Genomic DNA, 12620 nt, shown 5'->3' with positions numbered 1-12620 from the left:
TCCGGTCAGGCCTGCAACGATCTGATTTCGAAATGAAAAGGGCGGCTAGTTAGCCGCCCTTTTTCTTGCCTGCCAGTCCTTGCGCGACAGGGTGTAGAGGACATGCCGCTTGAGGTGCGGGTGGCTGTCAGGGATGGATGGGTGGTCGAAATCGCGAGCCGGGTCAGGGCTCATGCCAAGACGCTCCATGACGGCCGTCGAGCGGCGGTTGGCCGCGACGGCGAAGGAGACGATCTCGTCCCGGTCAAGCGTCTCGAAGCCAAAGGCGAGCCAGGCTTCGGAGGCCTCCGTGACATAGCCCTTTCGCCAGAATTCCGGCGCCAACCGCCAGCCGATCTCGATCGTATCGGAGGGCAGGGACGGCACGTGATCGGTCTTTAAGAGGCCGACGAAGCCGATGCATTCCCCAGTCGCGGCGATCTCGGCGGCGGCAAAACCAAAGCCGTCCTCGGCGATCCTGCCCCGAAACTCGTCCATCTTGGCATCCGTCTCGGCGCGGTCGCGGCGGAACGGAAAAAATTCCATCACCCGCTCGTCGGAGTTGATGCGATGGAATAGTTCGCGGTCGCGCTCTTCCCAGTTGCGCAGGATGAGGCGCTCGGTGCGCATCGGTTTCATTGGGCGAACTCTTCCTGGCGGTAGCCCTGGAGATAAAGCAGTGCGGTGAGATCGCCATGGTCGATGCGGACCTTGGCTTCGGCAGCAACGGCCGGCTTCGCGTGGAGCGCGACACCGGTGCCGGCCAGGCGGATCATGTCGAGGTCGTTGGCGCCGTCGCCGACCGCAATCGCATCGAATGGCGTCAGGCCCAGGCGGGCCGAGATATCGTTCAGCGCATCGGCCTTGGCGGCGCGGCCGAGGATCGGCTCGGCGACCAGGCCGGCAAAGCGCCCGTTCTCCTCGATCAGTCGGTTGGCACGGTTTTCCTCGAAGCCGAGCATGGCGGCGACACGGCTGGTGAAGACGTCGAAGCCGCCGGAGACAAGCGCCGTCCAGGCGCCATTGGCGCGCATCGTCTGCACCAGAGCGCGGCCGCCCGACGCCAGCGTCAGGCGGTTCGCGATGATGCGGTCGACGACGGCCGTATCGAGGCCTTTCAGCAGCGCCACGCGTTCACGCAGCGCCGGCTCGAAAGCGATCTCGCCGTTCATCGAGCGTGCGGTGATGGCAGCGACGCGGTCCTTGACGCCGATCTCGTCGGCGAGTTCGTCGATGCATTCCTGGTCGATCATGGTTGAATCCATATCGGCAAGCAGGATTGTCTTGCGGCGGCTTTCGGCCTGCTGAACGATCACGTCGACCGGCTCGGAGCCAAGTGCCAAGCGCAAGGCGGCACTTGCCTCAGCGGCTTCCGCACCCTCGGGCAGCACCAGGTCGCAGGCGACGCCTTCGCCCAGCCAGCGAACAGCGCTTGCGCCGACCGACCGTGAGGCCATATTCGCAAGCGAGGCCGACATCGCGCGGCGGACGGGGTGGGACACAAGCGTGGCAATGAGCGGCATCGAGGCTTCCAAGCAGCTAGGCGAGGGCGGGCAGGCGGGCGAGGGCCGCGTGAAGGACGCGATCCTGATAGCCGGGCCGACCGCCAGCGGCAAGTCGGCGCTGGCGCTCGATCTCGCCGAGCGCAAGGGCGGCGTCATCGTCAACACCGATTCCATGCAGGGCTATTCGGTGCTCGACGTGCTGACGGCGCGGCCGAGCGCTGCCGACCTCGCCCGCGCGCCGCACTATCTCTATGGCCACGTGCATCCCTCCACCGCCTATTCCACCGGCGCCTGGCTGCGCGACGTGATGAAGCTGATCGATGACGGCACGCTCGCCCGACAGCCCGATGACGCCGGCTTTGAACGTCCGGTGATTTTCGTCGGCGGCACCGGGCTCTATTTTCGCGCACTTGCCGAGGGCATTTCGGAAATGCCCGACATTCCGCAGCAGGTACGCGACCGCTGGCGCTACGGGTTAAAGGAGCAAGGCGCAGCCAAGCTGCACCGCATCCTGATGCATGAGGATTCGGCAGTCGCCATGCAGCTGAAGCCGACCGACGGCCAGCGCATCGTGCGGGCGCTGGAGGTGCTCGACGCATCCGGCCGCTCCATCCTAGAATGGCAGGCAGCGCGCGGCCGGCCGCTGATCGACCGCGACAGCGCTCGGTTCTTCGTTATCGAGCCGGACCGCGCCGCCCTTGTCGAGCGGATCGAAACAAGGTTCGACCGCATGCTCGATCTCGGCGCGCTCGATGAGGTCAAACGGCTTGCGGCGCTTGGCCTCGATCCCGACCTGCCGGCGATGAAGGCGATCGGCGTTCGCGAACTTTCGGCCGCCATGGCTGGTGACACCAGCTTTTCCCAGGCCATCGCGCGCTGCAAGGCAGCGACGCGGCAATATGCCAAACGGCAAACGACGTGGTTTCGCCATCAGCTGGGACCGGAATGGCTGAGATTGCAGCCCGGCGACGGCCTGCAAGCCGTGATTTGATTTTCGTGCTGCTAATACAATTAAAGAACAGAAGTAGGAATGAACATTCCCGCTCCGGTTGTCTGGATTAACCGTCCGTAAGGCGCCGGCATGCCATAGATCCGGGGGGTACTTTTCCAACGGGGAGCAGATGCGTTTCCACAAGGCGGAATCCGCATTTTTCGTCTTTATTTTCGTGATCCTGGCCGCAGGCCTGGTGACGCTTTATGCCTATGGTCAATTGCAGTCCATCGCGGTCGGTCACGATACGACTTCCCGGGTCGAGAGGATCGCCTATCTCAACACGCTGCTGTTTGTCACCGGGGTGCTGCTGGCGACAGCGCTGTTCTTCGGCGTGTTCTTCATCTACCCGCTGATCCGTAGGCAGGCCACGGAAGAGGGCAAGCTGCGCGCCATGACGGTTTCGCTCAGCGCCCGCTCGGAAACGCTGCAGCATGCGGCATTGACCGACGGCCTTACCGGCATGCAGAACCGGCGCTACTTCGATGATGCGCTGAAGGAATATCTCGAGGAATTCCGCCGCATCGAAAAGCCCGTCGGGCTGATGATCCTCGACCTCGATCATTTCAAGCAGGTCAACGACACGCATGGCCACGATGTCGGCGACGAGGTGCTTAGGGCAGTCGCCAATTGCCTCAAAGGCATGACGCGCTACCACGATGTGGTGGCGCGGCTTGGGGGCGAGGAGTTCGCCGTCGTCACGCCCAACATGGATGCGGAGTTGTTGGGGAAGTTCGCCGAACGCATCCGCAAAGCGATTGCCAACATGTCGGTGCTGTCGGGCAATGTCCGCCTCAAGATCACCACCAGCGTCGGACTAGCCGTCTGGGATCGGAAGGAAACCGCCGAGGAATTCTACCGCCGCGCCGACCGCCAGCTCTACGAGGCGAAGAGGCAAGGCCGCAACCGCGTCTGCGCCTGAAATCCCGGCATTAAATTCGTGAGGCTGGCCGTTTGATGCCGTCTTCTGCGCTTCCGGCCTTCGCCGGCCGAAGCACTCATGAGGTGGTGACGGCAGCTATGGCTACGGCCGGCGTAGGCCGGTGCTCACGGACTCAATGTCCGCTCCGCTCCGGTTCTCGAAGTCGACACCGACCGACTCAGCCTGACGAATTTTCTGGCGTGATTTACCCAAGCGGCCAACGAAGCCGAGCCCTGGCGCTCCGGCGGCTTCTCAATTGGCCGGCAAAAAAGTCGCTACGCTGAAGGTCAATCGTTCTGCGGGCGCATGCCGAAGGTTGTGGGCTTGAGGCCGTAGCGCAGGTCGAAATCGTCGTCGGGCTGGACGCGCTGGGCGGTGGCCGGCTTGCGGTAATCGGGATCGCCGGCCTGGCGGCCGGAGTCCACGACCTCGGCGAAGGCCATCTGCTGCTGCGGTTTCGGGACGTTGCGCAGCCGCTCGACGATGGCGGCGAGATCGACGTCGTTGCCGTCCTGCGACAACTCGTCCTGCTCTCGCTTGGCGGTGCCGGGGATCAGGTTCTCCGCCAGTTTTTCGAACTTCAGCCGCATGGTCGTCGCCACGCCTTCACCGAAGGCGATGGCTTCGCGCTGGCCCATGGAGGACAGAAAGGCCAGCGTCGAGGCGGAGGAATCGGCGATCGCCGAGCGGATGATCGCCTGGTCCTGCTCATTGGCCAGCCGCATGGCGAAGAAGGTCGAGCATTGCGACAGGATGGTCGGATCGAGTTCACCCGGGCGCTGGGTGACGACGCCGAGATAGCAGCCATATTTGCGGCCTTCCTTGGCGATGCGCGACAGTGCATGCCTTGTCGGGGCGAAGCCTAGGCGCGGATCGGCCGGCATATAGCGGTGCGCTTCCTCGCACAGCAACAGCAGCTTCAGCCGGCCCTCGCTCCACAGCGCAAGGTCGAAGGCCAGGCGCGCCAGCACCGAACAGACGGAGTTGACCACTTCGGACGGCATGCCGGCCATCTCGAAACAGGTCACCGGGCGGCCATGATGCGGCACACGGAAAATATTGCCGATCGTCTCGTGGATCGTGTCCTCGATCAGCCGCGAATTGAACATGAAGCGATAGCGCGGGTCGGACGCGGCGGACTCGATGCGCGTCTTCAGCGATTTCAGCGTCGGGCGGTCGTTCTTGCTTTCCAGGAGGCCCATGCGCTCGTCGATCTGCTTGATGAGATCGACCATGCGGTAGGGCACCGGCGTGTCGGCGGTCAGCGCATCGCTGCCGCGGCGCACGTAAGAGCCTGAATTGGGATTGCGATAGAGGTTCTTGGCGGCGGGGATCAGGTCGCGCAGGACATCGACTTCTTCCGGCACGACCTCTCGGCCGCGAAACAGCACTTCGGCGAATTCTTCAAGCCTGAACATCCAGAACGGCAGGTCAAGCGTCTTGGAATCGACCCGGACGCAGAACTCAGGCAGGGATGCCGCGAATTCATTGTGCGGATCGAGAATGAGGATTCGCAGATCGGGCCGGGCGGCGATCGATTTGCGCAGCAGCAGCGAGATGGCGGTGGATTTGCCGACGCCGGTTGTGCCGACAACGGCAAAATGGCGCGCCAGCGTGTCGTCGATGGCGATGTTGGCGTCGATCGACTCATCCTGCGACAGCGTACCGATGGTGATCGAATGACGCCCGGCGAGATCGTAGACCGCCTGCAGATCACGGGTACGGATGCGGTGCGCTATGGCGCCGATATGAGGATAGGTGGTGATGCCGCGGTCGAACACCGGTTTGGCCCCCGGTTCGGCGCCGTCGCGCACTTCGCCGATCAGCTCGACGCTGACCTCGATGGGGTTTTGTCCCTCATTGCTCCAGGCGCGATCCGACTTGCCGATTTCGTAGACCAGACCAACGGTGCGCGATGTCCCGAGATTGATGGAGATCATCTTGCCGACGGTCCACAGGCCGGTGACCGCGCCTTCGATGTCGTCGGCATAGGCGCTGATGGTGGCGCGCGCACCGTCGCACTGCACGACGTTGCCGAGAATGCGCTTGTCGCTCTGCTCTGCGCGGCGGCGCTCCTGCGAGGTCGGTTCGCCGACGGAGGCTTCGCGCTCGACAAACATACGATCCGATCCCCATTCTCGTGGAGCCTCGATCCTACACAGACGGGGTTAAGGTGGCGTGATGCGGGATGGTGTAGCAGGGGTTAACCCGTCAGCGAAAATTCAACCGGCCGGCCTCTTTTCCGAATCCAAATATTCGATATATTGGACGAATGACTGATATAGCGAATGACATGTCGGCCACGATAGGCAGACGAATCCACGCCGAAAGAGCCTTGCGGGGCTGGTCGTTGGCCGACCTGGCGAACCGCTCCGGCGTCTCCAAAGCCATGCTCAGCACTATCGAGCGCGGCATGACCAGCCCGACGGCCGCGCTGCTGGTGCGCATCGCCGCTGCTTTCGGCATGACGCTGTCGACGCTGATAGCACGCGCCGAGCAGCAAGGTGGCGGCCTGCTGCGCGAGAGTGAGCAGCCGGTATGGCGCGACCCCGGTACGGGCTATGTCCGTCGGCATCTGTCGCCGGTTTCCGACACGCCGCTCGAATTGATCCGGGTGCAACTGCCGGCTGGCGCCAGTGTGAGTTTCCCGGCGGCGTCCTATGCCTTCATCAAGCAGCAGATGTGGCTGATCTCCGGGCGACTTGAGTTCACCGAGGGTGATATGGTGCTTAGTCTCGAGCCCGGCGACTGCCTGGCGCTCGGCGCGCCGTCGGACTGCACGTTCCATGCCGTCGGACCGCAGCCGGCCGACTATCTGGTTGCGCTGGTCAGGGGCTGAAATCGTGGCAAGACGTCCCAAGCGCTCCGACAATGGCGGACCGCCGCTCGATGATTACAAGGGCCCGCCATGGGGCAAGGGCGATCCCTACATCTTCCTGGCCTGGCAGGCAGCGCATGCCAAGGCGTGGAAGGCGCCAAGCCGTGACGTGATGCTGATGCGCATGGAAAAGGCCGAGCGGCTTGGCCTGACCTATGAGGAATACACGCTCGAAATCCTCGAACGCGGGCTGCATCTGCAGCCGAAAGACACAGATCGCATCGCCGCGATCAAGGCGAGACGAAAGCGGCGCCGCGTCGCGCGTCTGGATTAGCAAGGGAAAGTGCAGGTGAGTCCCATCGAAATCAGGTCGCTGACTGCGGAAACACGCGACATGCTGGCCGACCTCCTGATCGAGACGGTCGCGGCCGGCGGCTCCGTCAGCTTCATGCATCCCTTATCCAGGCAAGCGGCGGAGACCTTCTGGAGCAACTCGTTGATGGCAGCAGAGAGAGGTGAAAGAGCGGTGCTGGGTGCTTGGTATGGCGACGCGTTGATCGGCACCGTCACCTTGCTGCTCGACTTTCCGGTCAATCAGCCGCACCGGGCCGAGATCGCCAAGCTCATGACCCGCGTCGAACACCGCGGCAAGGGCATAGCGAGCCGGCTGATGCGGGCGGCCGAAACGCTCGCCGTCGAGAAAGGCCGCACGCTTCTGGTGCTGGACACCGCAACCGAGGAGGGCGCTTCCGGCCTTTACGAAAAACTCGGCTTCACGCTCACTGGCGAAATACCGGACTTTGCCCTGAAACCGCATGGCGGGCTGACCGGCACGCTCATCTACTGGAAGCGCATCGGCGGCGCTGCCTAAGCCTTGTGGTGAACCTCTTGCAGCGCGTAGACCGGCGTCGCGATGCCTTCCATGCGCGCCTTCAGCTGCAGCGCCAGGAACTGGGAGTAATGGCGCGACTGGTGCAAATTGCCGCCATGGAACCACAGCGCCTCCTGCTGCGTCGGCTTCCACATGTTGCGCAGCTCGCCTTCCCAGGGGCCTGGGTCCTTGGTGGTGTTGGAGCCGAGGCCCCAGCATTTGCCGACCTTGTCTGCGACCTCCCGTGAGATCAAATCGGCCGCCCAGCCATTCATCGAACCGTAGCCGGTGGCGTAGACGATGAGATCGGCCGGCAGTTCCGATCCGTCGGAGAGCAGAACGGAGTGCGCCTTGATCTCGTTCACCTCGACGTCGCTCTTCAATTTGATCGAGCCGTCGATGATCAGGTCGGAGGCGCCGACATCGATGTAATAGCCCGAGCCGCGTCTCAGATACTTCATGAACAGGCCGGAGCCATCGTCGCCCCAGTCGAGCATGAAGCCCGCCTTCTCAAGGCCCTTGTAGAATTTGTCGTCGCGCTTCTTCATCTCGGCATAGGCCGGGATCTGGAATTCGTGCAGGATCTTGTAGGGCAGCGAGGCAAAGACGAGGTCGGCCTTGGCGGTGGTCATGCCGCTCGCGACCGCCTTTTCCGAATAGAGCGAGCCCAGCCCGATCTCCATCAGCGTGTCGGACTTGACGATATGCGTGGTCGAGCGCTGTACCATGGTGACGTCGGCGCCGGCCTCCCAAAGGGCTGCTGCAATGTCGTGGGCGGAGTTGTTCGAGCCGATGACGACAGCTTGTCTGCCGACATAGGCATCAGGTCCCGGGTGTTTCGAGGAGTGATGCTGGTCGCCCTTGAAGCTTTCCATGCCCTTGAAGTTCGGCATGTTGGCCTTGCCGGATTGCCCGGTGGCCAGCACCAATTGTTTCGGCTTCAGCGTGATGTCCTTGCCGTCGCGGCGCACGACAACGGTCCATTCCTTTTTCTTGTCGTCATAAACGGCGCTCTTGGCCTCGGTCGATGACCAGTAATTCAGCTCCATCACCTTGGCGTACATTTCCAGCCAGTCGCCGATCTTGTCCTTGGGCGCGAAGACCGGCCAGTTCCTGGGGAAGTCGATATAGGGCAGATGGTCGTACCAGACCGGGTCGTGCAGGCACAGCGACTTGTAGCGCTTGCGCCAGCTGTCGCCGGCCCGTTCGTTCTTCTCGACGATGATGGTCGGCACGCCGAGCTGCCGCAGCCGCGCGCCGAGCGCGATGCCGCCCTGGCCGCCGCCAATGATGAGCGTATAGGGCTGCGTCTTGAAGCCGAGCTCGGCGGCTTCCTTCTCGCGCTCCTCCTTCCAGGTCGGGCGGTTCTTGCCATGGCCGTGCTTGGCGCCGAGCGGGCGGTCGAAGCCGGCCGGCTCCTCATGGCCCTTGAGCTCGACCATGGTGGTGAGCAGCGTCCAGATCTTGCCGTCCTTCAGCCGGATGTGACCAAAGCCGCGCGCCACGGACGTCTCGAAGCTGATCCAGCCGTCGACCACGCCGTCGCTTTCCGTGGCGTCCTCGCCCCTGGCGATCGCCCAGTTCGACGGTCTGGTTTTCGCCAGCTGGCTGACCAGCATGTGGCGCACCTGGTCGCGGCCTTCCATCGTCTTCATGTTCCAGGTGAAGGTAACAAGATCGCGCCAGTAACAATCCTCCTGGAAGCAGGCGACCGCCTTGTCGATGTCGCCGGCGGTGAGTGCCGCGCCGAAGCGATCGAGCAGGTCGGAAAGCTTCTTGTTGGGGGCCTTGTCGAGCATTGAATTTCCTCCGCGATTTTTCCTGGCCGCCTGTAGCGAGCGGAACCCTGCCGAAGCTTGACGTCCGGCCTGGCGCAGTATCGCGGCAAATTATGCGCCGCGTCACGTCGTCCAATAGTTTGGCGCGTATTCAGGGGCTTATCGGGAAATCGGGACGCCGAAGACCGTCGCGAACCAGCGGCGGACCGCTTCCTCGGCCGGGCTCAGATGCGCGCCCGAAGGTGCGGTCAGATAGTGGCCGGCACCGCTCGACAGCGTAAAGCCGGACAGGGTGACGAGAGATCCTTCGCGCAGTGCCGCGTCGGCCAACGGTCGCGATCCCAGCACCATGCCGGCGCCGTGCTTCGCCGCCTCCAGTGCGGTAACGAAACTGTCGAATTTGTGCGTGGGCCCGAGCGCCGGCTTCATCCGGGCGACGGCGAACCACTCGCCCCACATTTCCCGCGCGCCGACCACTGTAAGTCTCGGCAATCCTGTCCAATCCTTGGCCTTGGCGACATTTGGCGACGCCATCGGCGTCAAGGTTTCGCGGGTGAGGCGGTCGGCCTGCCGTCCGGCAAAGGAGCCGGAGCCAATGCCGAATCGGATGTCGAGACCCACAAAGCGCTCGCCGTAATCGGCCGGTGTGTGGATGGTCTCGATCTGCAGCTGGACGAACGGCAGGTCCTTGGCCATTTGCGGCAGCTTCGGCGCGATCATCAGCACGGCAAACGAGATCGGCGAGCGTATCGTCACGCTCTGGACGGTCTTGGGTTCGAACAACTCGCGCGTGCTGTTGGCGATCACGGCAAAGGCCGATTGCAGATGCGGCAGGTAGGCGGCACCCTCCGGCGTCAATTCGACGCCGCGCGCCAGGCGGATGAACAGCGGCTGCTTCAACCGCTCTTCGAGAGAACGGATGTGCTGGCTGACCGCAGCCTGGGTCAGGCCAAGCTCGGCCGCGGCGGCGGTGAAATTCGACAGCCGCGCGGCGGCCTCGAAACTCCGCAGCCAGTCGAGCGGCGGCAAGGGCAGGGTTGCTTGAGGCATAAACCGTTTGTGGCCTTTGGCCGCAAAATGATAATTTGAGTTATGCCTTCAACATCATCACGATGCAACCGGAAACCCTGCGGAGTTGGCTGCGGGGCGCAGCGGACAGGAACGGATCTCCATGCTTACCCAGGCGCTGATCGGCGACGAAGGAAGAACGATCGACCTCGGTTGGAAGGACGGCGCGCGCACTCGCTTTCACGCCATGTGGTTGCGCGACAATGCGCTCGACGACAAGACGCGCAGCGCCGGCAACGGCCAGCGGCTGATTACCATTCTCGACATTCCGGCGCAAACGCGGATCGGCGCAGCCGCGATCAAGGGCGATGCGCTTGAAGTCAGTTTCGAACCGGAGGGAAAGACGGTGCGCTTTCCTGCGGCATGGCTGAGCGCCAATGCCTATGACCGCGATGCCGCCCGACAGCCCGGCTGGACAGGCGAGGGCACCGTGCGATGGACCAGGGCCTCTATGCAGAATTCGGTGCCGCGCGCCGGCTATGTCGCGGCCAGCCGCGACCGCGCCGTCTTGCGGCAATGGCTGTCGGCGGTGAAGACCCACGGCTTCGCGGTGATGGACGATCTGCCGGCCGAATCCGGGGCGCTGTGCAAAGTGTCCGATCTGTTCGGCTATATCAGGGAGACCAATTACGGCCGCTGGTTCGAGGTGCGCGCCGAGGTCAATCCAACCAATCTGGCCTACACCAATCTTGGCCTGCAGGCGCACACCGACAACCCCTATCGTGATCCGGTGCCGACCTTGCAGATCCTGTCCTGCATCGAAAACACGGTGGAGGGCGGCGAATCCAGCGTCGTCGATGGTTTTGCCGTGGCGGCCGCGCTGCAGGCCGAAAACCCCGAAGGCTTCCGGCTGTTAAGTTCATACCCGGCGCGTTTCGAATATGCCGGTTCGTCGGGCGTGCGGCTGCAGGCCAAGCGGCCGATGATCGAGCTGGGGCCTGATGGCGAACTCATCGCCATCCGCTTCAACAACCGCTCGCTGGCGCCGACCGTCGATGTGCCGTTCGCGGAGATGGAGGCCTACTACGCCGCCTATCGCCGGTTTGCCGAACTGATCGAGGATCCTTCCTTCGAAGTCACCTTCAGGCTCGAGGCGGGCGAGGCCTTCATCGTCGACAACACCCGCGTCATGCATGCCCGCAAGGCGTTCTCCGGCGCCGGCAAGCGCTGGCTGCAGGGCTGCTACGCCGACAAGGATGGCCTTTTGTCGACGCTGTCGGCGATCGAACACAGCTTCAAGGAGGCTGCGGAATGAGCGGCCAGGATTTGAACGCGGGCAACATCGTCGAATTCATCGCCGATATTTTCGAACGCCGAGGGGCGGAATCCTATCTCGGCGAACCCGTCACCATGTCGGAGCACATGTTGCAGGGCGCCTGGTTCGCCGAAAAGGACGGCGCGCCCGATGTGCTGGTGGCGGCAGCACTGCTGCACGATATCGGCCACTACACCAGCGAGTTCGGCACCTATTCGCCCGACGATGTCGAGGACAAGCATCATGACGAAGCCGGCGGCGAGGTGCTGGCGCCGTTCTTTCCACCGGTGATCGTCGAATGCGTCAGGCTGCATGTCGCGGCCAAGCGCTACCTCTGCGCTACCGACCCCACCTATTTCGGCAGGCTGTCGCAGGCCTCGGTCCACACGCTGTCGCTGCAAGGCGGGCCGATGAATGCCGAAGAGGTGGCCGAGTTCCGCAAGAACCCGTTCCACGAGGAAGCGGTGCGGGTTCGCATCTGGGACGAGGCCGGCAAGATCGCCAACATGAAGACCCGGGCATTTCGCGACTACATGCCGCTGCTGCAGCGGGTTGTCCGCGACTTCGCCAATCGCGCCTGATCGCAATCCGGGGAAGGAACGGCATATGCACCGTTTCGACGGCAAACATGCGCTAACCGTATGCCGCCGCAGACTTGCCGCGAGCGTCTGCGTGCGCAGGCGCTCGCGCCTCGCTGCCGATCCCTACCGGTGACGAGCCTTGTCACCGCGGATTTTATTGCGACATCCGTCGGCGCGGCCCAAGATCAGTAGGTCAGACTTCGGTGTATATTTGACTCAGACGAAGGTCTGAGAATCGAGCTGCAAGCACGAAAGGAGAGTTTCCTCAGCGTTTGTGAGCCGCAATTTTGGGCTGTTCATTCTTGAATACCGTGACACATCATGATGTGATGGTGGCATGAATGGAGAAAGGCAGCCCCTGTTTTCATCCGTGCGTCGCCGGGCGTACTTTAGCTTGCGCGTATTCGCGGCGGTTGCGGTGACGATGCCGGTGCTTGGTCTGCGGTTGAGCCATGTCGACGGTTACAAGATCGAATTCGCCGCTGCCAGCGCCAAGAGCGGAAACAATGGCAATGGTAACGGTGGTGGCAACGGTAGTGGTAACGGTAATGGCTCAGGCGGCAACGCCGGGAATGGCAACGCCAACGGAAAGGGAAAAAATGGTGCCGGCGACAACGCCGCCGGTAGCCAAGCTCCCAGTAGCCAAGTCAATGCCGCTGGCGACACGGTGACGGTACAGGGCGCCAAAATCCAGGTCGTGCATCGCGATGGATTCAGCGAAAGCATCGAGGCCGGCCGCTTCACTATGAAGGATCCGCTTGGAAGGACAATTGTCGAACGCGCCGTAAGGGCCTCCGACATTGCTCGTCTGAAAGGGCTGTAACTGTTGGTTCGCCAACCAGCATCCGACCT

General features: G+C 63.0%; 13 protein-coding genes. 8 read left to right on the top strand and 5 right to left on the bottom strand.

Going from position 1 to position 12620, the window contains the following annotated elements:
- Positions 1-45: 45 nt before the first annotated feature.
- Entirely contained in the window at positions 46-618 is a 573-nt protein-coding gene (locus tag AC3EML_RS24350) for a GNAT family N-acetyltransferase (protein ID WP_352522187.1), read from the bottom strand.
- Entirely contained in the window at positions 615-1502 is an 888-nt protein-coding gene (gene serB, locus AC3EML_RS24345; RefSeq protein WP_023712488.1) for a phosphoserine phosphatase SerB, read from the bottom strand. Before serB ends, AC3EML_RS24350 begins: the two co-directional genes overlap by 4 nt.
- Here serB and miaA point away from each other — a divergent pair.
- Together miaA and AC3EML_RS24335 are read left to right on the top strand one after the other, a co-directional pair.
- A complete protein-coding gene (miaA, locus tag AC3EML_RS24340; protein ID WP_352522186.1) occupies positions 1492-2475 on the top strand; it encodes a tRNA (adenosine(37)-N6)-dimethylallyltransferase MiaA in 984 nt (327 codons plus the stop codon). The genes serB and miaA overlap by 11 nt on opposite strands.
- Positions 2476-2605: 130 nt before the next feature.
- A complete protein-coding gene (locus AC3EML_RS24335; RefSeq protein ID WP_023690907.1) occupies positions 2606-3397 on the top strand; it encodes a GGDEF domain-containing protein in 792 nt (263 codons plus the stop codon).
- 287 nt (positions 3398-3684) lie between these two features.
- Here AC3EML_RS24335 and AC3EML_RS24330 read toward each other — a convergent pair whose 3' ends face one another.
- The gene (locus AC3EML_RS24330; protein WP_023827567.1) at positions 3685-5517 is read right to left on the bottom strand and encodes an ATP-binding protein; all 1833 of its coding nucleotides are present in this window, start codon (positions 5515-5517) and stop codon (positions 3685-3687) included.
- Positions 5518-5669: 152 nt separating this feature from the next.
- Here AC3EML_RS24330 and AC3EML_RS24325 point away from each other — a divergent pair, with 152 nt between their 5' ends.
- From AC3EML_RS24325 to AC3EML_RS24315, 3 genes are read left to right on the top strand one after another with little or no spacing between them, the layout of a single operon-like run.
- On the top strand, positions 5670-6236 hold the full coding sequence (locus tag AC3EML_RS24325) for a helix-turn-helix domain-containing protein (RefSeq protein WP_352522185.1): 567 nt from the start codon (positions 5670-5672) through the stop codon (positions 6234-6236).
- 4 nt (positions 6237-6240) lie between these two features.
- Positions 6241-6549 (top strand): hypothetical protein, encoded by a 309-nt coding sequence (locus tag AC3EML_RS24320; RefSeq protein ID WP_023682084.1) that lies wholly within the window; start codon positions 6241-6243, stop codon positions 6547-6549.
- Positions 6550-6564: 15 nt separating this feature from the next.
- The gene (locus AC3EML_RS24315) at positions 6565-7086 is read left to right on the top strand and encodes a GNAT family N-acetyltransferase (protein WP_023668341.1); all 522 of its coding nucleotides are present in this window, start codon (positions 6565-6567) and stop codon (positions 7084-7086) included.
- On the opposite strand, the gene AC3EML_RS24310 is transcribed toward AC3EML_RS24315, so the two are convergent.
- Positions 7083-8885: an NAD(P)/FAD-dependent oxidoreductase gene (locus tag AC3EML_RS24310; RefSeq protein ID WP_352522184.1), complete on the bottom strand. Its 1803-nt coding sequence runs from the start codon at positions 8883-8885 to the stop codon at positions 7083-7085. The genes AC3EML_RS24315 and AC3EML_RS24310 overlap by 4 nt on opposite strands.
- A gap of 138 nt (positions 8886-9023) precedes the next feature.
- The gene (locus AC3EML_RS24305) at positions 9024-9914 is read right to left on the bottom strand and encodes a LysR family transcriptional regulator (RefSeq protein ID WP_352522183.1); all 891 of its coding nucleotides are present in this window, start codon (positions 9912-9914) and stop codon (positions 9024-9026) included.
- A gap of 121 nt (positions 9915-10035) precedes the next feature.
- Between AC3EML_RS24305 and tmpA the strand changes: the two genes are divergently transcribed.
- From tmpA to AC3EML_RS24290, 3 genes are all read left to right on the top strand, one after another.
- Entirely contained in the window at positions 10036-11187 is a 1152-nt protein-coding gene (gene tmpA / locus AC3EML_RS24300) for a 2-trimethylaminoethylphosphonate dioxygenase (RefSeq protein ID WP_352522182.1), read from the top strand.
- Complete coding sequence (gene tmpB, locus AC3EML_RS24295) at positions 11184-11768, top strand: (R)-1-hydroxy-2-trimethylaminoethylphosphonate oxygenase (protein ID WP_023707197.1); 585 nt, start codon at positions 11184-11186, stop codon at positions 11766-11768. The genes tmpA and tmpB overlap by 4 nt, the downstream gene beginning before the upstream one ends.
- 394 nt (positions 11769-12162) lie before the next feature.
- On the top strand, positions 12163-12591 hold the full coding sequence (locus tag AC3EML_RS24290; protein WP_023731683.1) for a hypothetical protein: 429 nt from the start codon (positions 12163-12165) through the stop codon (positions 12589-12591).
- The last annotated feature ends 29 nt before the right edge of the window (positions 12592-12620 follow it).

Source organism: Mesorhizobium sp. P170090 (assembly GCF_057786115.1).
The sequence above is the reverse complement of the archived record's forward strand: the minus strand, read 5'-3'. Positions and strand labels throughout refer to the sequence as shown.